Source organism: Flavobacterium sp. UBA5153 (genome assembly GCA_002413745.1).
Taxonomy (GTDB): domain Bacteria; phylum Bacteroidota; class Bacteroidia; order Flavobacteriales; family Flavobacteriaceae; genus Flavobacterium.
On sequence record DHXP01000081.1, the window covers coordinates 1 to 18,754 of the forward strand.

At 36.9% G+C, this 18,754-nt stretch carries 24 protein-coding genes and 1 pseudogene; 2 read left to right on the plus strand and 23 right to left on the minus strand.

The annotated features are described in order from the left end of the window. Positions 1–167: 167 nt before the first annotated feature. Positions 168–731 carry a tyrosine-type recombinase/integrase gene (locus B2145_RS17465; protein ID WP_291105211.1) on the minus strand — a complete coding sequence of 188 codons (564 nt, stop codon included), beginning with the start codon at positions 729–731 and terminating at the stop codon, positions 168–170. A 1,011-nt stretch (positions 732–1,742) separates the two neighbouring features. Here B2145_RS17465 and B2145_RS17745 point away from each other — a divergent pair. Next, positions 1,743–2,036 (plus strand): PH domain-containing protein, encoded by a 294-nt coding sequence (locus B2145_RS17745; protein WP_414654638.1) that lies wholly within the window; start codon positions 1,743–1,745, stop codon positions 2,034–2,036. On the opposite strand, the gene B2145_RS17470 is transcribed toward B2145_RS17745, so the two are convergent. The 9 genes from B2145_RS17470 to bfr all read right to left on the minus strand — a co-directional run bounded on the left by B2145_RS17470 (position 1,962) and on the right by bfr (position 9,629). Next, complete coding sequence (locus B2145_RS17470; protein WP_291105214.1) at positions 1,962–2,408, minus strand: HAD hydrolase family protein; 447 nt, start codon at positions 2,406–2,408, stop codon at positions 1,962–1,964. The genes B2145_RS17745 and B2145_RS17470 overlap by 75 nt on opposite strands. A 5-nt stretch (positions 2,409–2,413) precedes the next feature. Beyond that, positions 2,414–2,710: a hypothetical protein gene (locus B2145_RS17475; protein ID WP_291105216.1), complete on the minus strand. Its 297-nt coding sequence runs from the start codon at positions 2,708–2,710 to the stop codon at positions 2,414–2,416. A 70-nt stretch (positions 2,711–2,780) separates the two neighbouring features. Next, positions 2,781–3,794, minus strand: coding sequence for a type I phosphomannose isomerase catalytic subunit (locus B2145_RS17480; protein WP_291105218.1), 1,014 nt, complete (start codon positions 3,792–3,794; stop codon positions 2,781–2,783). Between the two features lie 2 nt (positions 3,795–3,796). Further along, entirely contained in the window at positions 3,797–4,855 is a 1,059-nt protein-coding gene (locus B2145_RS17485) for a class I fructose-bisphosphate aldolase (RefSeq protein WP_291105220.1), read from the minus strand. Next, on the minus strand, positions 4,856–5,629 hold the full coding sequence (gene gpmA, locus B2145_RS17490) for a 2,3-diphosphoglycerate-dependent phosphoglycerate mutase (RefSeq protein ID WP_291105269.1): 774 nt from the start codon (positions 5,627–5,629) through the stop codon (positions 4,856–4,858). A 56-nt stretch (positions 5,630–5,685) separates the two neighbouring features. Beyond that, a complete protein-coding gene (gene pyk, locus B2145_RS17495; protein ID WP_291105223.1) occupies positions 5,686–7,113 on the minus strand; it encodes a pyruvate kinase in 1,428 nt (475 codons plus the stop codon). 30 nt (positions 7,114–7,143) lie between these two features. Next, positions 7,144–8,094, minus strand: a complete 951-nt coding sequence (locus tag B2145_RS17500) for an L-lactate dehydrogenase (RefSeq protein WP_291105225.1) — start codon at positions 8,092–8,094, stop codon at positions 7,144–7,146. 270 nt (positions 8,095–8,364) lie between these two features. After that, positions 8,365–9,036 carry a flavodoxin reductase gene (locus B2145_RS17505; RefSeq protein ID WP_291105227.1) on the minus strand — a complete coding sequence of 224 codons (672 nt, stop codon included), beginning with the start codon at positions 9,034–9,036 and terminating at the stop codon, positions 8,365–8,367. A 113-nt stretch (positions 9,037–9,149) separates the two neighbouring features. Continuing rightward, a complete protein-coding gene (gene bfr / locus B2145_RS17510) occupies positions 9,150–9,629 on the minus strand; it encodes a bacterioferritin (protein ID WP_291105229.1) in 480 nt (159 codons plus the stop codon). A 220-nt stretch (positions 9,630–9,849) separates the two neighbouring features. On the opposite strand from bfr, the gene B2145_RS17515 reads away from it, so the two are divergent. Then, positions 9,850–10,146: a hypothetical protein gene (locus B2145_RS17515; RefSeq protein WP_291105232.1), complete on the plus strand. Its 297-nt coding sequence runs from the start codon at positions 9,850–9,852 to the stop codon at positions 10,144–10,146. A gap of 352 nt (positions 10,147–10,498) precedes the next feature. On the opposite strand, the gene B2145_RS17520 is transcribed toward B2145_RS17515, so the two are convergent. The 13 genes and pseudogenes from B2145_RS17520 to B2145_RS17580 form a co-directional block, all read right to left on the minus strand. After that, positions 10,499–10,897: a cupin domain-containing protein gene (locus tag B2145_RS17520; RefSeq protein WP_291105234.1), complete on the minus strand. Its 399-nt coding sequence runs from the start codon at positions 10,895–10,897 to the stop codon at positions 10,499–10,501. 175 nt (positions 10,898–11,072) lie between these two features. Further along, positions 11,073–11,666, minus strand: a complete 594-nt coding sequence (locus B2145_RS17525; RefSeq protein WP_291105237.1) for a hypothetical protein — start codon at positions 11,664–11,666, stop codon at positions 11,073–11,075. Positions 11,667–11,783: 117 nt separating this feature from the next. Next, positions 11,784–13,073 carry an NRAMP family divalent metal transporter gene (locus B2145_RS17530; protein WP_291105240.1) on the minus strand — a complete coding sequence of 430 codons (1,290 nt, stop codon included), beginning with the start codon at positions 13,071–13,073 and terminating at the stop codon, positions 11,784–11,786. A gap of 71 nt (positions 13,074–13,144) precedes the next feature. After that, positions 13,145–13,600, minus strand: a pseudogene (locus B2145_RS17535) (thiamine pyrophosphate-binding protein); the annotation flags it as partial. Between the two features lie 37 nt (positions 13,601–13,637). Further along, positions 13,638–14,174 carry a type 1 glutamine amidotransferase domain-containing protein gene (locus B2145_RS17540; protein WP_291105246.1) on the minus strand — a complete coding sequence of 179 codons (537 nt, stop codon included), beginning with the start codon at positions 14,172–14,174 and terminating at the stop codon, positions 13,638–13,640. A gap of 45 nt (positions 14,175–14,219) precedes the next feature. After that, positions 14,220–14,591: an alpha/beta fold hydrolase gene (locus B2145_RS17545; protein ID WP_291105249.1), complete on the minus strand. Its 372-nt coding sequence runs from the start codon at positions 14,589–14,591 to the stop codon at positions 14,220–14,222. 5 nt (positions 14,592–14,596) lie between these two features. Then, on the minus strand, positions 14,597–15,037 hold the full coding sequence (locus B2145_RS17550; RefSeq protein ID WP_291105251.1) for an alpha/beta fold hydrolase: 441 nt from the start codon (positions 15,035–15,037) through the stop codon (positions 14,597–14,599). A 333-nt stretch (positions 15,038–15,370) separates the two neighbouring features. Beyond that, the gene (locus tag B2145_RS17555) at positions 15,371–15,586 is read right to left on the minus strand and encodes a hypothetical protein (protein ID WP_291105253.1); all 216 of its coding nucleotides are present in this window, start codon (positions 15,584–15,586) and stop codon (positions 15,371–15,373) included. Between the two features lie 37 nt (positions 15,587–15,623). After that, positions 15,624–16,313 carry an STAS/SEC14 domain-containing protein gene (locus B2145_RS17560; protein ID WP_291105255.1) on the minus strand — a complete coding sequence of 230 codons (690 nt, stop codon included), beginning with the start codon at positions 16,311–16,313 and terminating at the stop codon, positions 15,624–15,626. A gap of 137 nt (positions 16,314–16,450) precedes the next feature. After that, positions 16,451–16,906 (minus strand): universal stress protein, encoded by a 456-nt coding sequence (locus tag B2145_RS17565; protein ID WP_291105258.1) that lies wholly within the window; start codon positions 16,904–16,906, stop codon positions 16,451–16,453. 220 nt (positions 16,907–17,126) lie between these two features. Beyond that, complete coding sequence (locus tag B2145_RS17570) at positions 17,127–17,267, minus strand: hypothetical protein (protein WP_291105260.1); 141 nt, start codon at positions 17,265–17,267, stop codon at positions 17,127–17,129. Positions 17,268–17,312: 45 nt separating this feature from the next. After that, positions 17,313–17,699 carry a DUF302 domain-containing protein gene (locus B2145_RS17575; protein ID WP_291105263.1) on the minus strand — a complete coding sequence of 129 codons (387 nt, stop codon included), beginning with the start codon at positions 17,697–17,699 and terminating at the stop codon, positions 17,313–17,315. 6 nt (positions 17,700–17,705) lie between these two features. Continuing rightward, positions 17,706–18,131, minus strand: coding sequence for a membrane or secreted protein (locus tag B2145_RS17580; protein ID WP_291105266.1), 426 nt, complete (start codon positions 18,129–18,131; stop codon positions 17,706–17,708). Between the last annotated feature and the right edge of the window lie 623 nt (positions 18,132–18,754).

Below are 18,754 nucleotides of genomic sequence, written 5' to 3' on the forward strand. Positions count from 1 at the left end.
TTTTTTAAGTGTTATATATCTCATAATGAGATAAATATACAAAAAATATTACATACAAACAACAAAATACGACATTATTTTATTCTTGTTACTTAAGTAAATGTTAAGAGTTATTTTATTTAACTATGTAAAATTATATTTTAATAGTTTTTTGTTATAGATTTATTTTACAAACTCATGTAAATATCGTCCAGTTCTTCTTGTCTTATACCTAAATATCTTTTTGTAATCGCAGGTGATGAATGATTAAACAGCTCGCTAAGGTATATCAGGGCTTTGTCGGTCTCATTGTTGTTTGACCAAACCTGACGTCCAAACGTTTTTCGTAGTGAGTGTGAGCTAATAGATAAAGTTTTGGTGCCAAACATAGATTTTAGTGTTCTGTTCACATATTGGATGCTGAAAACGGTATTCTGATTTGACGAAAACACGTACCCATCGGTTTCTGGACTTCTTTCTATTAATAGAGCATAGGCTTTTTTTATATTATCGTTTAATCGGATAATTCGTTTCTTATTGGTTTTTGATTCCATTAATGAAATCGAATCATTTTTTAAATCTTCATGCTTGAGTTTTAAAATATCTGAAATTCTTAGTCCAGAGTTTATCCCGAACACTACCAGAAAACCAATTTTGTAATTTTTATCGGTTTTGATAATCTTCATCGATTTGTTCAAAGTTGAATCAAAGTTCATATAATCGCTTGTGGTGACAGAATTTTTTAGGCTCATGGTGTAAATATTTATATCGTAAAGATAATAAAAAATAGTTTCACAAACAAGTAAAAATAAATATAAGTGAAACTATTTTGATTAATGATTTGACAAAAAACGTGTTAGCCCTTTATTGGTAAGGAATGAGGTAAAACAAAAAGTTTCACTATTGTTAGAAGTGAAACTTTTTTTATTTTCAGAAGTACAAGATGAAATAATTTATATTTGTATATGAGAAAATATGAGATACTAACAGATGATGAGTTAAAAAAAATAAATGAATTAAATAAATACATACCATCTATAAGAAAACTTTTTTGTGTGTGGAAAGATAACAGAACTGTTTATTCTGAAATTGCAGACGAAATAAAGAAGTTGCTGAAAATGATTATTATTCTGAAGAATCACAACTTGTTAATGAACTCATTAATAACTACAATAAAAAGATTGTTTTGAACACAACAACGCACCACCACTATTAGGAACAGCAAATTTTCTTAAAGATTTTACTGTTAAGTAATTGGAACGATTTGTTGTCGCATTATTAAAAGGGCTTAATTATTTGTTTTTCAAATAATTATCTAAATTTATTTAAAAGTAAAATACGACATTATATCGTTTTTACTACTTACAATAAACTATCCAAAAAAAATTATAACTTTATCTTGGGAATAACTCCTATCTTTGTTTCATTAGTACATTGAAAGTTTCTAATCGGTTGGTACCCTAGTTGGTACCCTGTAAAATATAGCTTTGCGAAGCATTGAAAACATTGGCTTGACGTGGAATTCGAAAGAACCTCTTTCTCCGCCAGTAGAAATACAAAAAGGGCTAAAACGCTGTAAAACTTATGTTTTACGGCGTTTTTTTATGGCTAGCAGTGACATAAAGTACAATAAAAAAAATAGCGAAATGGGAAATTATATTCAAGAAAATTTGATCAAGGACGAACAAATTGAATTTGAAACGACCTATCATTGGATTATATTCTGCAATTTGAGAGCTATTTTTACTTTATTCATTGCTCCTATGTTAGACCGCTATTCCGATGAATTTGCCATAACAAATAAGCGCATCATTGTTAAGACAGGTTTTATAAGCAGAAAAACATTGGAAATGAACCTGAGCAAAATTGAAAGCGTAAATGTAGACCAGAGTATTTTAGGAAGAATGCTGGGTTATGGCACCATTAGAATCATTCGTTGCAATTTTAATCCGCTCATATTTCTGCCTCTTCTGTGTGTTTTGTTATATAGTTTCCAAACAAGCAATAATCGTTTCGATTACCCGTTTCGATTCTTCAGGACCTTTTATCTTGATTGACGCTACACCAGCTTCTTTGGGCGGATAATCGTTTCCTCCAGGAAATATTGCATCACCAATAAAAATCATCTCTTCAATTTCGATGTTAAATGTATCGCGAAGTTTCATGATTCCGTAAGCTTTATCAATTCCGGGTTTGGTAATGTCGACAGATGTTGTGCCACCCAGGCTTATTGAAAATCCCGGAATCAGTTTATCAAGGAGAATTTTCATCTTCTTTCGTTTAGTGAAATCAGGATCCCATTTCTCTTTTTCTTCGATTGGAGCTCGCTGACCCAATGCGGAATAGGTTATCTGGCTTCCACGATCTTCAATAGTTTCACCCCAGGCTTTTTCTATGTTGAAATCAACAGTAATAAGTGCATCATTCAACGCATCTATGATTTTTGTTTTTCGTCAAAGTTGAAATCTTCTGAATATATTTTTTTCCAGAATCCGTCATATTGATAGAATTGGGTGCCGCAAGTTGGAAGTAGTGACAAATTTTTCAACGATTTATCATATTGAAGATTGGAGAGAATTTGTTTTTCGAACTGCGGCCATCCGCCACCTGAAATAATAGCAACTTTGACAATACCGAGCAAATTATGCAGCAGTGATGCCATTTCAGTATCGAGTGACGATTTACTTTCTGCAAGTGTTCCGTCTAAATCAAATACAATAAGTTTCTTCATTATGTTATTTCTTTTATTATAATTAATTTGTCCTTTTGGTAAATGTTTAAACCTTAGGACAATAAAAACTTTATTCTGGGAGTGCTATTTCCAACAAACTGACTGTTGCATTCGGACAAAACAAGCAAGAACCAACTATTGCAGGAAGGAGCCAAACATCGCCTTTTCGTATTATATATGACGTATTATTGTATTTCAATTTACCTTCACCATCAATGCAAACCAGTACACGAGGTATCTCTTTTTCGCCGACAGTAAAGGGTAATTTCCCGCTTAGTCGCCACAGCCGGAAATATTCACATTGAAAAAGACGCTCACGCAAAACAGATTTTTGTTCTTCCAACACCGGAATTTCAGAAGCTTTTTCTCCTTGGGTAAAATCAATGCATGCAATCGCCTGATCAATTTGAAGTGCCCGTGGCTGTCCGGTTTTGGCATCGATATGATTCCAATCGTATAAACGAAACGTTACATCGCTATTTTGCTGAACCTCAAATACCACAATGTCGCCGCCCAGTGCATGCACAGTTCCGGCAGGCAGGAAAACGGAGTCGCCACACTTAGGAGTGAAATAACTGAGGTGTTCTTCAACTGTACCATTTGCAATCGATTGACGCAGTTTTTCAGCAGTTGTTCCCGATTTCAGACCTTCATAAATACGGCTTTCATGCCCCGACTTTAACACCACCCATGCTTCAGTCTTTCCATGTTCACCTTCAGGTATAAAATCTTTTTGCATATCTGATGGATGCACCTGAACGGAGAGCCTTTCATGCGCGTCGAGGAATTTGAGTAGTAAAGGAAATCGGTTGAATTTTCCGGTCAGTTTTCCCATCATTTGTTCTTGAAACTTTTTCATTAATTGTCCAATAGTTTGCCCTTTAAGAGGTCCATCGCCAACAAGGCTTGCATGATCATCTCGATCACTTAGCATCCAAGCTTCACCGATTGGGTCGTTGTCTGGTAACGGAGCAGTAAGCAGGTTTGCCAATTGTCGGCCACCCCAAATCCGGTACTGGTAGATTGGTTCGAATCGAATGGGATACAGAGGTATTTGATCCTTTGTGTTTTCTATTACTGACATGTTTATTTCCTTTCCATTTCGATATTGTATTCACCCTGACGCGCAGCACGGTTGCACACTGCCCGATGATACAAAGCTTTCTGTGCTGCCGGTATATTCTTTTCTTTTCCGTGCCAAATATCCAATGCCGGCTCTTGAATAGCCCTACCAAATGAAAATGATAATTCCCACGGAAGTTTGTTCTTAAACCGTACATTCATAGTATTCAGACGAGCCGAAGCCAACTCAGGAGATTGGCCACCTGACAGAAATGCAATGCCCGGAACTGCTGCCGGAACTGTACGTAATAGGCATTTGACTGTTGCATTAGCTACTTCATCAATCGATTCTTGTTTTTTACAAGCCAATCCCGGTACAATCATGTTTGGTTTTAGAATCATGCCTTCGAGCATAACTCCTTGTTTATAAAGTTGATTGAAAACCGTATGTAGTACTTGTTCGGTCACTTCAAAACAACGTTCCATCGTATGATCGCCATCCATCAGTACTTCAGGCTCCACAATCGGAACCAGTCCGGCTTCCTGACATAATGCAGCATAACGGGCCAATGCATGTGCATTTGCTTGGATACATGCCTGTGTTGGAATACCTTTTCCAATAGTAATTACAGCCCGCCATTTGGCAAAGCGAAGTCCCATCTTAGCATATTCTTCGAGTCGGTAGCGTAAATTATCCAATCCTTCGGTAATCTTTTCTCCCGGATGCCCTGCCATAGCTACAGTACCGCCATCAACTTTGATTCCGGGAATAATTCCCTTATTGTTCAGAACTTTGATAAACGAACTTCCATCTTTCAACTGTTGATGAATTGTTTCGTTGAACAAGATAGCTCCACTTATACTTTCATTCAATCCGGCGGTTGTGACAATCATTTCGCGATAGTCACGCCGGAGTTCTGCTGTTTGCGGAATTCCCAGTTTTGCAAATCGTTTATTACAGGTTGGATAACTTTCGTCCATTGCCAACAAACCTTTATTGTCGGCGACCAATAACTTCGTGGTATTTATAAGCTCCTGTAAATGCATCTTTGAATCTTCCATCATTTCATTATTTATCATCATTTAGTGTTTTACTGATGCCTGGTTAGCTACAGCCTGCATCGCTTTTTGAACAGCTACCTCATCACCGAGGTAATAATGGCGGATGGGATGAAGCTCTTCATCCAGTTCATAAACTAGTGGAATTCCTGTCGGGATATTTATAGTTGCGATGTCGGTATCGGACACGTTGTCGAGATACTTGATAAGTGCACGAAGGCTATTCCCATGAGCGACAATCAATACTGTCTTCCCGCCTATTAACTCCTGTGCAATACGATTATGCCAGCAGGGAAGGAAACGGGCTACCGTGTCTTTCAGGCATTCCGTAGCGGGGAGTTGTTCCTTCAGGAGATGCCTGTAACGAGGATCATGGCACGGATGCCGCGGATCTTCCATTTCGAGGGCAGGGGGACGGACATCGTAACTTCGACGCCATAATTGTACCTGTTCTTCTCCATATTTTTTGGCTGTTTCTGATTTGTTCAATCCCTGAAGTGCACCGTAATGGCGTTCGTTCAAACGCCAATCTCGGTGAACTGGAATCCACATCAGGTCCATTTCATCGAGTACGATCCAGAGGCTTCGAATTGCGCGTTTCAGTACCGAGGTAAAAGCCACGTCAAAAGTAAACCCGCGTTCTTTTAGTAACAGACCTGCCTTTATTACTTCTTCTTTTCCGTGTTCAGACAAATCTACGTCTGTCCAACCAGAAAAAAGATTCTCCTTGTTCCATACACTTTCGCCATGCCGTAAAAGAATCAATTGTCTTGCATTATTTTTTTGTTTGTTCTTCATCAAAGTATTGGTTTTCATGATTTAAATTTAAATTGAATATCCAACTTCAAACTTTCTTATATATAACTCACCTTCATCATATTGGTGCTTCCGTGAAGTTTAAGCGGGGTGGTGCTGACATAAACCACACAATCACCTTCGGTGAGCAATTTTTTATCTTTCAGAATTTTTACTGATTCCGGAATCGTCTGGTCTAAATGATTGTAAGTATCTAAATAGAAAGGTCTTATTCCCCAGACCAACGAAATTTTATGCAAAATGTTTTTGTTATTGGTAAAGGCGTATATTTTGGATTTGGGTCGATGGCTGGATATCCGTATTGCGGTATACCCAGAATGTGTAAATACAATGATTGCTTTAGCTCCGACTTGTTTGGCCAGCCTTGTTGCATTGAGGCATATAGAATCGGCCAGAAATGTAGAATTTCCTTTTGTTGGTTCGTGTTGTTTGTCAAATGGATTTCCGTGATTCTCCGTATAAATAATAATCTGGTGCATGTTGTTTATGGTTTCAACAGGATACCGGCCTACAGAGGTTTCACCACTTAACATTAGTGTATCAGCGCCATCAAGTACGGCATTGGCCACGTCGTTGGCTTCGGCCCGGGTAGGCCTGAAATTGGTAATCATGCTTTCCATCATTTGAGTGGCAATTATCACCGGTTTGGACTGCCTGATACATTTTTCAACAATTTGTTTCTGGAACAAAGGAACTTCGTCAAAAGGCACTTCAACGCCCAAGTCGCCGCGCGCGACCATGATCCCATCGGCCGCCTCAATAATCTGATCTATCTCAAGGAGCGCTTCCGGTTTTTCAATTTTGGCAATTACACCGGCATTGCAATTACTTTTGCTGATAAGCTCTTTTAGTTCAATAACATCCGAAGCCTTCCGGACAAATGACATTGCAATCCAGTCGACACCATGTGCCAGCGCAAAAATAGCGTTCGAAATATCTTCGGCCGTCAGGCATGGCAGCGAAACTTTGGTGCCGGGCAGGTTTACCCCTTTATGTGAAGAAAGCGCCCCCCCATAGACAACTTTGGCCTTGACAGTGTCTTTTTTATTGGTTTCAATCACTTCCAGCTTTATTTTGCCATCGTCTATTAAAATTACTTCACCGGCATTTACATCTTTCGGGAATTCCTGATAGCTCATGTAAATATGATCTTTCTGTCTGACACATTTTTCAGTAACAAAGGTTATAACATCACCTTCTTCCAGTTCGATCAGGTTGTTTTCAATTTCGCCCACCCTGAGCTTTGGCCCCTGTAAATCGGCCATGATGGCAACGTTGGTTCCCAATTCTAGGTTCAATTCTTTAATCAGAATGACTAGCCTCAAATATTCTTCTTTTGAGGAATGCGAAAAATTTAACCTGAATACATCAACTCCTGACGTAATTAAATCGGAAATAATCATTTTAGAGGAAGTTGCCGGCCCTAAAGTTGCGATTATCTTGGTTTGTGATTTAATCTGCTCCATCGTGTTATGTTTTATTCAAGAATAAAAAAATTAAAGGTTGATTGTTTTTATAAGATTTTTTAGGGTATTGGCCGAATGTATAAATAGTTCTTGTTCCTGATCGGACAAATTGAGTTTCACGTATTGTTCAACACCTGTAATATTGACGAGCGCAGGGATGCTTATGCAGACATCGCTTATTCCGTAGAAGTCGGTAATTAAGGTGGAAACAGGCAGAATAGAATTTTCGTTTCTCACGATTGCCTGGGTAATTTTAACCAAGGCTAATGCAATAGAATAGTTAGTTGCCCCTTTTGCCTGAATAATCTGATAAGCCGAATTCTTAACTTTCTCAAATATTTCGGCCAATTCAATTCTTGCATTCGTCTTCCGGGCATAGACAGAGCAATACGTTTCGATATCCATGCCTCCGATGGTCGCATTGCTCCAAACGGGAAGTTCTGTGTCGCCATGTTCTCCGATAATGTAGGCGTGAATATTGCTGGCATCTACTTTATAAAATTCGCTTATCATATACTTTAGCCGTGCAGTGTCCAGCACCGTTCCTGAACCAATAACCCTGTTTGAAGGAAACCCCGATATTTTTAACGTCACATAAGTAAGAATGTCAACAGGATTAGTAACAACCAAAAGAATAGAATTACTTGCATATTTTGAAATAGCAGGTATAATATCTTTAAATATTGCTACATTCTCTTGTACTAAATCTGTTCTACTCTGCCCTGGCTTTTGATTTGCACCTGCTGTAATTACAACAATATCTGCATCTTTGCAACCTTCAAACCCTGCAGCATATATTTTTGTAGGGTGAGCAAAGCTAAGTCCATGATTTAAATCCATGCATTCACCTTTGGCGAGCAATTCATTTTTGTCGATTAAAACAATTTCCCGCGCCAGGCCGCTAATCATTAACGAAAAAGCGAACGTGCTACCTACGTTTCCCGCGCCTACAATTACAATCTTTGGTTTCAATGATTTCATCACTAATAAATTTTATATTACCTCACCCAAATGTTTAAAATTGGACGAAATAACTTTAAATACTTCATCCATACGCCCGCTTAACATCATTTTACCCATATATAAAGCAAAGCCTTTCATCTGGTCAAATTCCAACTTGGGAGGCATGGCGAGGGCATTCGGATCAGTCTGATTACAGGCGCCTCGTCCGGTCCTTCATCGTTGTAACTGATTGTGTGATTATTTACAGATATTCTGTTATTTCCCATATATCGCATGATGTTGTTTTATTTATATTGCTTCTACAGTTATTGCTTTTTTAGCTACTCCTAAATTTGCCAGTTGATTTTCCAAAGCATCCATCATGGGCGGAGGGCCGCATACATAAAATTGCTGATTAAAACCTGAAATGTTGGCTTTAAGAAATTCCTCGTCAATTTGCCCGTATGCATACCCATCTGTTCTTTCTTCGGATAAAATATTGATAAAATTTTCGCCCAACAGCTCTTCGAATTCGACTGCAAGTATAATGTCATCTTTCGTTTTATTGGCGAAAATAAGCTTGTTCCCGCGTATTTCATTCTTCAGTTGAAGATACCTGAAAATAGAAATAAATGGGGTGACTCCTGCTCCTCCGGCAATAAATAAACCCTCGCCTTGGTATGCGATTGCACCAAAAACATCGTGCAGAATCAATTCATCACCTTCTTCCACCTGCAGAAGTTCATTGGTTACGCCTTTGTGCGAAGGATAAGTTTTGATGGTAAATTGCAGGAAATCATCGACAGGTAAGGAAGTGAAAGTGAAAGGCCTTTTTTTATCCTTCCAACCAGGTTTGTTTATCGCGATTTCGGTGGCTTGACCTGGGGTAAAAGTGTATTTATGAGGTTTTTCGGTAACAATTTGCAACACATCTGGAGTGATGTGCTTAATTGATTTGATTTTCACCAGATGTTGTTTCATTGAATTGATTATTTTCAGTATTGAACAGATAGATTACTGCTCTTATTAAAGCACAGACATATCCTGATTTTACTCCTGTTTGGTAATTGCCTTTTATTCCAAATTCAAATGATTTAGCTTGCTGGACTATCTATCTGATTGACCAGATAATTCTCAATTCCCATTTGTTCAATTTGAGCTCGTTGTATTTCAGCCCAATCAACATGGCCTTCTTCCATTTTCAGAATTTTAGTCAGCAAGTCCGCAGTGCCCTGATCTCCAACCTCACGGGCCAGTTTAATCGCATTATTGTATGCATGTACTGCATCAAGTTCATCGCCATTGTCGTTACTGATCATTTCCTGAACTGTCTTGCCAATTTTCATCGGATTGAGTTTTGAAACGGTTGGCGCACCTTCGAAGAAAATGATTCGCTCAATCAACCACTCGGCATGGTGCATTTCATCCATTGCCTGACTTCTTATGTCCAAGTGAAGCTTTCCGTAACCCCAGTTTTCGCACATTTCAGAATGCACCATATACTGGTTTATGGCAGTAAGTTCATCTGCCAAAAGCGAATTTAAGACTGTAATTAATTTTTCGTTCCCTTTCATGTGTGTATGTTTTAATAATGAATATTGAGAGAACTAAGTTAGGAGACTGCGACACTGCAAGTGTTACAAAACTTTTGTGAATAGTTATATCATTCACACATTTTTGGGTAGGTTATGTCTTTTATTGAGATGTTTTTAAGAAGATGAGGATTTTTTCCCGGGTAAACCTGAAATGGAAATAATTGATGCCCAGCCCATGGATAAACTTAAAAAAATGTTTATGGTATTTATAACGACCAATCCTTATTTGGAAAATAAACGTAACATTCTTGCTTTCTATGACTTACAAGCAACTTCATTATCAGACATTAAACAATTTTACACGGAATATCCGCATCTTCATCAATTAAATAGACAGAACACAACCTATGATATCCGTCCGCAATTATTAACTGCCGTTGCCTGTCATAGCGAACCAAAAGAACCGGTGGCAATCCAATTCCAGACTGTAATTTTTCAGTATTTCTTTCAACGTGTCCGTTATTTATGCCAAGTAATGATAAACCCGATGATCTAAATATATCTTTCGCATTAAATGACGTAATTGGTGCTTTCCTGAGTGCCTTGACCAATTTTTTCGCGCTTTTATTGCTGAATATTAAACCAAGATAAGACAACGATGCCAGATAATCATTATCTCCCGGCTTAATTAACCATATTACTTTAATGTTTTCAGACATGCTTTATTCTTATTTATAATGATCGCAGGCTGCTGGCGGCATCAATTTAACACTTGCTCCAATCTCAACCTAAAAAAAAGTAAATAAATAATTCAAAACTATCAAATTGCTCCGCACCACAGATGACAATACACAGTTTTATCCAAAAAGGATTATGCAGGAAATCCTTTTTGTGGATTTTACTGAGATTTATTCCGTTGTTTTTCCGTCAAATTTCACATCATTCTTTTCAGAATCTTTTTTTGTTGCATTAATAATGCCGTCTTTATGGTTAGGAGGACCATAGATAGTATACATTTTTAATTCTTTTACAGCATCTGTATTTATAACATTATGCTTTGAACCAGCAGGTATAACAATCACATCGCCATTTTCCACCTTATATTCATTTCCATTAATAATGCATTTGCCGTTTCCTGCTTCGAACCGGAAAAACTGATCAATATTGAGATGAGTTTCTTCACCAATCTCTTCACCCGGTTTTAAGCTCATTAGCACAAGTTGAAGATATTTGCTCGTGTATAATACTTTTCTGAAATTCTCATTTTTCAGAGAATCCTTTTCTATGTTACTATTAAATCCTTTCATATTAGCATTTTTTGGTTCAATAAGACAAAGATGATTCTCTTTGTCATAATAATTGTTACAATATTTTTTAGAATATTTACATCATTCACACATTTTCAGTCATGTTGCAAAATTCCTAAATGACATAGGTATTTTCCTAATCCACGGTACAATATTCCATGGTGACTTTTATCAGTCACTTCCATATCTTAAATTTCAACTGAAATTTTTTCTTCTGGATGAGTGTGCGCCAGTCAATGAATAAAATAGCGCTAATCAGAATTAATCCAACCACTAAACTTGAAATTGATTTCCATGATAAAGCTCCTTCTACCATGCTTTCGGCATGATCTGAGGCATATTTACCTATATGCACAGTAATAGCATCACTCGAGAATTTGCCAACAAAAAATGCTGGAATAATGTACAATGGTTTTATTTTAGCCATACCACCGGCCAAAAATAGCGGTGTCGTTGGAAGTGGCAATAAAGAGTAGGCTATTATTATCAACTGGCTTTGCCGTCCCTTTTCTTTCATCTTTTTCCCAAGAAACTTGACATCCTCGGTCTTTGACCGCTTAAAAATTATTCCAGCCAGAAAAGGGATATATAAAGTGAGAATGTATCTCCCCAAAATGGAACCGGCAACTCCAATTCCAATTACCAACCAAATGTTCAGACCGAACATGATTTGCAGAAAAACCATGATGGTAAAAGCTGGTGGAAATGGGAAAGGTACCACATCAAACAAAAAGGACCCGATAAAAACCAATAAATACTGCCACCACATTTTGTTTACGTTTTATAATCTTATTATTGAGGGAAAGAATATTGATAATCAGTTTTTTCAATTGACAATAATACTGGGTTTACTGGTGTTGAAGATTTAAACTTTCGAAAAGGCGGATTATCCTTGGGCTAAAGTGTAAAACATCGCAACCGCAGATGCCAGCATAACTATGAATGTAATCCAAACTGTAGTATTAGACAACCACCCACTGCGGTATTCACCCATAATTTTTTTATTTCGTGCGATTCTGGCAATCAAAAAGATTAAAGGTACAGCGGCCACTCCATTAAAAACGGCGGTAAAAACCAGTGCTTTAATCGGATTAATGCCGATAAAATTAATCATTAAACCAATAAGCGTTGCAATAGTAATTACGCCATAAAAACCGTGAGCTTTCTTTAATTTAAGGTTAAGCCCTTCTTTCATGTTAAATGCTTCAGATAAAGCATAAGCTGCAGAACCGGATAATATGGGAATGCCTAATAAGCCCAGACCTATGATACCTATAGCAAAGACTAATTTAGCTAAGAAGCCTGCATGAGGAAAAGTCTGAACGAGAGGTTCCAGCGCTTTGGCGGCATCAGCGGCAGATGTGACGTCAGTAACGCCATTCTGATGTAAAACGGTGGCGGCCACTACAATTATTGACCAGGTAGCAATTTCAGAAAATATCATGCCCAAAAAATTATCAATACGTAGATTTCTGATGAATTTTTCTCCAATTTTAGGCGTTCCATCCCGACTCATTAAATGTTGAGCCTTTTCCTCCTCAACTTCTTGCGCAGCCTGCCAGAAAAACATATAAGGAGAAATTGTTGTACCTAAGACGCCAGTAATGATGAAGAAAAATTCAAAATTTAATTCCACATGCGGCCAAAAAGTAGCGGAAATAATCGTCTGCCAGGGCTTGTCAATAATAAAGAGTGTGAGCGGATAGGCTAGTAGAGTTAAAGCCAACCATATTAAGATACGCGAATAAACTCGGTAGGAAGTGAAAATTTCTAAAACTAGAATCAGGGCCGTAAAACCTAAAGTTAAAATGACAAAATTGACAGGAATTATCAGTTGGGCCGCGGTCGCGAGAGCGCCAATATCTGCGCCGATATTAATTGTATTGGCAACAACCACAAGTAAGACAGCTGCATAAAGGACCTTTTTGCTATAATTAGCTTTGATTACGGCCGCTAAACCGTGACCGGTTACGGCGCCAATCCGTGCGCAGGCTTCTTGAACAGCTACCATGAGTGGCAGCATAACTATCACTGTCCATAGTTGTCCATAGCCGAATTTGGCTCCGGTTTGAGTATAAGTAGCGATTCCTGACGGGTCATCATCAGCCGCTCCGGTAACCACCCCTGGCCCGAAAACCTTAAAAAATTTCTTTATTTTAATAAAAGTTTTTTTCATAATTGACTAAATAAAATTTACTTTTTCAGATAAGCCAATAAGAATTGCCTCACCTAAATTTAGGATAGCTATCCCTTTTTATGCAAGGTATGCTGAAGAGCGGTCTGCAACATGCGTGGCAAATGAGCAGGTGTAGTAGCAACTTGGTTGTAGCAACTGCAATCGTCAAAAAGTTTAATTATGTTTATTCCTTGGAAAAAACCTATTCCAAATTCTTTGGTAGGAATGGTCGAAGCAATAGCCAATACAGAAGCCGATGAACGATGTGCATCATACAAACCATTGATAAGATGAACATGCCTAGGACCGCTACTTCCGGCACAACATGCCAGACCATTTAGTTGTGCCTCGGCACCTGCTGCAAATGCAGCCATTTCTTCGTTACGGACATGAATCCATTTGATTTTTCCGTTACGATGTATTGCTGCATTGACATGATTAAGACTATCTCCGGTTACAGCATAAATTCGTTGAATGCCTGCTTCAACCAATGATTCCACCAGTTGATCCGATACATTTTTACTCATAAATCAGGTTTTAAAAAATACAGCTTTTTCTATATCATTATTTTAGTTCTTCAATCATCTTTTTGCAAAAAACCGGAAGATCTTTCGGGCTTCTACTCGTGATGAGTTTGTCGTCCACTACTACTTCTTCATCTACCCAATTTACTCCCGCATTGATTAAATCTGTTTTAATTGATTTATACGATGTCATCTTTTTCCCTTTCAATAATCCGGTTTCAATTAATATTGAACCGGCATGGCAAATAGCAGCAATCGGTTTCCCTTGTTCAAAAAAATAAGCTACAAATTTTACGGCCGATTCATTCGTACGCAATGTATCGGTATTCAACACACCGCCCGGCAATACCAACATGTCATAATCGGTAGAATGTGCATTGTCTATAATTACATCTACTTTAAATTTATCACCCCACTTTGTTTCTTTCCAGCCCTTTATTTTTCCTTCTTTTAATGATATTACATCCACTAAAATCCCTTCTTTTTTGAGAGCCTTTATTGGCTTCTTAAATTCCGATTGTTCAAAACCATCTGTAGCCATGACAGCTACTCTTTTTTTGTTTAAGTTCTTTTCCATAATGTTATTTATTTTTTTTATTTTGTAGGTTGATCCTGATTCAGCTTATTCTTGTGCAAATTTGATCAGTTCAGCATTGAACTTCCCAGTTTCTTCCAGGAACAGACTATGACCGCTATGCTCAAAAGCAACGATGTGAGAATTTGAGATTTCTGCTTTCATTTGTTCTACCAAATCGAACGAACAAATTTTATCTTTTTTGCCATGCATAATTAAGGTCGGAATTTCTATCTTTTTCAAATCATTTCTCAGGTCAGTATCACGCAAAGTTACTAAACATTTACCTGTGGCATAAGAAGATGCGCTTAAATTAATTGCATTCAGCCAATTACCGATACCTTTATTTAACGAGGTTTCGGTAGCCGAAAATATCTTTGCAAAGTTGGTCAAAAGCATGGGTCTGTCTTTATAATTCAAAGCAATTAAATCATCAACTGCATTTGGGTCAGATTATAGGGAAAATCTTCGCGTTGTGTCCAAATAGGAGCTGCTGCTCCTGCCAGAACCAACTTTGAAACACGAGATGCATTATACAACGACACATAACAAACGGCAATGGCTCCACCCATTGAAAAGCCACATAAAACGGCATCTAAAATATTCAGTTTGTCTAAAACCTTTTTAATATCTAAGGCATGTACATCGTAATTATACGCTCCGTAAGGTTTATCCGATTTACCAAAACCTCTTAATGTGATACCAATTACCCGAAAGTTATTATTTATCAAATAATTGTATTGATATTCGTACATTTCATCGCTTAGCGGCCAACCGGGTATTAACACAACAGGTCTACCTTCTCCTAAATCTGTAACATGAAGCCGGACATTGGGTTCAACTTCAATATATTCTGCTCTAGCCATTCCAGATGTTGTTTTGTCAATTGATTTTCCAATTGTTATAAATATTAAATTATTGTTGCCTTGTACATTTAAAACACTTCTTTAATAATTTGTTTTTCATCAATTTTCAAATTAGCCAATTATTTCTCTATTGCACCCGTTACAAAAATCTCCGATTTTGTTGACCGTTTTGCTAATGGTGGCGGTGATTGGTGTATATTAAGTCTTTCAACTTCAGTGATAAAGGCTTCTCGTGGTCAATAGTGTTGCCAAAAAAATCGAACATCTTGCCTATTTTTTTTTCAACGGGTACTGTAAGTTGTTTTCCATCGGTTTCTACCATCATACCACGTGCTAATCCTGGGTAGGCATTAGCGCAATTCCTCTTATTCGATGTGCTTCAAGCTGGGTTAATACTTCAATGGCTATCTTTTTATCCTTGCCCGTGTGAAGTAATGTATAAATAGGAAGTAAATTATTTTTGAACCATGCGTCAATAACGCTACCGCAGACAGAAATAATTTCACCCTGAATTAAAAGATTGTTTTTATGTTTTAGAATGGTCTCCATTTTAAACGTTATAAATTCTTATGATTTTAATACGGAATCAGAAAAGCTTATCTTTAAAGTTTTCATGTGTAGCAGGATAAACCAATTCATAATCATTTGATAATAAGTCCTTATCCTTTTTGTGGTATTCCAACTGCTTTAGAAGATGGCTAATGAGCGCAATATGAGTCGTTTTTTTCTTATCAGCTGTCACCACATACCATGGAGAATATTTGAAATTGGTTCTCAGCAACATCTCATTCCGAGCTTCAGAATAATCTTTCCAAAACCTGCTTGCCTCTTTATCAATAGGACTTATTTTCCACTGTTTCAGTGGATCTGTCTCGCGATCTTTCAGCCTTTTTTGTTGTTCCTCCTGACTGATATCAAGATAATATTTCAAAATGATGAAGCCTGCATCCACGAGTATATTTTCAAACAATTCAACTTCCGTAAAAAATGATTTGTATTCCTTCTCGGTGCAGAAACCCATCACTTTTTCCACGCCAGCGCGGTTATACCAGCTTCGGTTCATTAGTACAAATTCGCCTGATCCCATTTTGGCATCATCGAGCATGGCACTCATCTCAAATCCAGTAAAACTGTTTCCAAGCTGATAGAGCATCCGGATTTTTTTGTTTGTCTTCAATTTTTCCTCTAAAGCAGGAATTAAAATAGTTTCATAATCTGTTCCGGTTATTTTCCCTTCAGCTGTAACTCCCAGCACTTTGTCTGGTAAATCTTTCATTATTTTTAGCATTTCGATGTTTTTAATTATTGACTCAATGGGTTAATCAGGCAATTGAAATTGGAAAAATATAGAGTACCTGTATTTGCTGTGTTTTAAAATTCATGAATAGTTTAATATTAATTCTTGTGAATATTTTATTCATCTATTTTTTTAGTTGGGATGATGAAAAGTGGTAAAGTCGTGTCTTTTAGTACTTTTTCAGCAACACTTCCCATAAGTATATTTTCTAACCATTTTCTGCTGTGCGTGCCTAACACGATTATATCAGCATCCAGTTCTTTAGCTGTTTCCAATATTGAATAAGCAGTTTCACCCTCTTTGACAAGTGTTCGAATGGTTTCATTTCCAAGATCATGTTTTGTTTTATCAAGAAACTTTTGAGCTATCGTTTTTAATTGATCTACATTTTCAATTTGCGGTGGAATCATTCCAGTAAATAAGCCAGCATATGAGTTATAATACAATATGGGGTTTGAGATTACATGCAGCAATATAATTTCAGCGTGCATTGCTTTAGCCATTGTATAACCTCTTTCAGCAACTTTCTGTGAAGTAGAATCATAATCCAAGGTAATCAGTACTTTTTTCATTTTAATTGTTTTAATTTTTAAGAAATAAAGTTAATCGCCTATAGACGGATATGTGTTACAGAATTAATAAAAAGAGTTGCATCATTCACACTTTTGCGTACTATTTCATATAAAAATAATACAAGCCGAATGATGTATGATTGTTAAAAATGGTTCTTTAGATTTTTATACCATTTACTTTCCTTATTCGAAATTTAAACAGTCTCTTTAAATGAAACTATTATTTTTTGTTTTGATTCACTAGTTTAACAACCACCCAAATAACAACCACAAGAATAATAAGGCCGATAAACCAGCCAAAACCATATCCCATTCCCCATCCATTATTCATACCCCAACCATTATTCATACCTTCCATCATAATACACCTATTTAAATTAATACATTAGATCTTTATAAATTCTTGTTACAAAGCTGCAATAGCCCGTTCGAGTTTTTCTTTTATTTCAACTGCTATTCCGACCAAATCGGGGTTTTCTATAGCCATCATCGAAGCAACCGGATCAACTGCCGCAACTTCAATTTCATTGTTTTCCAATTCCTGAACGATAACACTACAAGGTAGCATGGTTCCAATCTTGTCTTCCATCTGTATTGCTTTGTAGGCATAAGCAGGATTGCAGGCTCCAAGTATTTTGTATTTTCGGAAATCAACATTTAATTTTTCTTTCAGTTTTTCCTGAAGGTTAATTTCGGTAAGTACTCCAAATCCTTCTTTTTTTAAAGATTCGGTTACAAGCAGAACCACCTGATCAAAGTCGGCATTGATTTTTTTGCTGATATAATACTTCATGATTTTCTATTTGGTGTTATTATTCATGCCATTCATATTATTCATACCCCTATTTCCATCCCTACTTTTATATATCATATCCATCATCTGCTGATTTCTCATTATGACAGAACTCATAGAGGACATCATTGCTGGATCACCTTTAAATGTTTCCATCATACCAGTCATCATACTTTGCATCAAAGCAGGATTATTTTGCATCATCATCGTATTCCTATTTCCATTTCCCATCATCATCATTTTACCATTTTCATTATTCATCATAGCCCCTATCGTTTCTGCAGACAGATTACTGTCATTCGCAATGGTGTCCATGATTGCCCTTTTTGTATCCTGATTTGAAAGAATTTTGTTTACATCTGTTCCGTTTTGGCAGGATGCCAACACAGCAACTAAAGCAATAAGTAAGACGATTTTTTGTACTGTTTTCATGATTTATTTATTTAATAATAACTATTTCAATAAACAAATATGATTCTTTTAAGTATGGAAAGTGTTGCAAAGTTTCTCATTATATTTATATAATTCACACATTTACATTTCTTTGACATAAATTACATTGTTTATATCAACCCGTTCATTACACTTTTGCGTCCAGTGGCAATATCTCCAGCTAATCAAGTCTTACCTCTCCAATCCGCTTGTCGGCTAAACCATAATATAAATCGAAATGGTCGGTTAAGCCAAGATTGTCGTTCTGTTCTATACCTTTTGAGAACACAATATTTAGAACGATTCCGTTGCGCTCTTCGGGGCAATAGCCGTATTAGTTCCGGCACCTTGGAGCGATAAATAATCTCTCTCTCGTATGATCTTATTTCACTTCCGGATGCATCATGAACTTGGAGCACCTTGTGGACATCTTGTATATTATTATGAATATTTTCATGATTTGATGCGTATTAGTTTTCTGATTTTATCCTGTTTCGTGACAAAAACCATTTCTCACCTACAAAAATTAGTAGTAACCTGAATTCGATTAATCAAAAAAGTTGTAATTGACTGGTATTAATTGTATTATAGACTATTGATGGTTTTTTAGGAAAGAAACTATA

Coding starts and splice junctions, on each gene's coding strand:
- B2145_RS17465 (WP_291105211.1), bottom strand. CDS start 731: ATGAGCCTAAAAAATTCTGTCACCACAAGCGATTATATGAACTTTGAT.
- B2145_RS17745 (WP_414654638.1), top strand. CDS start 1,743: ATGTTAGACCGCTATTCCGATGAATTTGCCATAACAAATAAGCGCATC.
- B2145_RS17475 (WP_291105216.1), bottom strand. CDS start 2,710: ATGAAGAAACTTATTGTATTTGATTTAGACGGAACACTTGCAGAAAGT.
- B2145_RS17480 (WP_291105218.1), bottom strand. CDS start 3,794: ATGTCAGTAATAGAAAACACAAAGGATCAAATACCTCTGTATCCCATT.
- B2145_RS17485 (WP_291105220.1), bottom strand. CDS start 4,855: ATGATGATAAATAATGAAATGATGGAAGATTCAAAGATGCATTTACAG.
- gpmA (WP_291105269.1), bottom strand. CDS start 5,629: ATGAAGAACAAACAAAAAAATAATGCAAGACAATTGATTCTTTTACGG.
- pyk (WP_291105223.1), bottom strand. CDS start 7,113: ATGGAGCAGATTAAATCACAAACCAAGATAATCGCAACTTTAGGGCCG.
- B2145_RS17500 (WP_291105225.1), bottom strand. CDS start 8,094: ATGAAATCATTGAAACCAAAGATTGTAATTGTAGGCGCGGGAAACGTA.
- B2145_RS17505 (WP_291105227.1), bottom strand. CDS start 9,036: ATGAAACAACATCTGGTGAAAATCAAATCAATTAAGCACATCACTCCA.
- bfr (WP_291105229.1), bottom strand. CDS start 9,629: ATGAAAGGGAACGAAAAATTAATTACAGTCTTAAATTCGCTTTTGGCA.
- B2145_RS17515 (WP_291105232.1), top strand. CDS start 9,850: ATGGTATTTATAACGACCAATCCTTATTTGGAAAATAAACGTAACATT.
- B2145_RS17520 (WP_291105234.1), bottom strand. CDS start 10,897: ATGAAAGGATTTAATAGTAACATAGAAAAGGATTCTCTGAAAAATGAG.
- B2145_RS17525 (WP_291105237.1), bottom strand. CDS start 11,666: ATGTGGTGGCAGTATTTATTGGTTTTTATCGGGTCCTTTTTGTTTGAT.
- B2145_RS17530 (WP_291105240.1), bottom strand. CDS start 13,073: ATGAAAAAAACTTTTATTAAAATAAAGAAATTTTTTAAGGTTTTCGGG.
- B2145_RS17540 (WP_291105246.1), bottom strand. CDS start 14,174: ATGGAAAAGAACTTAAACAAAAAAAGAGTAGCTGTCATGGCTACAGAT.
- B2145_RS17550 (WP_291105251.1), bottom strand. CDS start 15,037: ATGGCTAGAGCAGAATATATTGAAGTTGAACCCAATGTCCGGCTTCAT.
- B2145_RS17555 (WP_291105253.1), bottom strand. CDS start 15,586: ATGGAGACCATTCTAAAACATAAAAACAATCTTTTAATTCAGGGTGAA.
- B2145_RS17560 (WP_291105255.1), bottom strand. CDS start 16,313: ATGAAAGATTTACCAGACAAAGTGCTGGGAGTTACAGCTGAAGGGAAA.
- B2145_RS17565 (WP_291105258.1), bottom strand. CDS start 16,906: ATGAAAAAAGTACTGATTACCTTGGATTATGATTCTACTTCACAGAAA.
- B2145_RS17570 (WP_291105260.1), bottom strand. CDS start 17,267: ATGATGGAAGGTATGAATAATGGTTGGGGTATGAATAATGGATGGGGA.
- B2145_RS17575 (WP_291105263.1), bottom strand. CDS start 17,699: ATGAAGTATTATATCAGCAAAAAAATCAATGCCGACTTTGATCAGGTG.
- B2145_RS17580 (WP_291105266.1), bottom strand. CDS start 18,131: ATGAAAACAGTACAAAAAATCGTCTTACTTATTGCTTTAGTTGCTGTG.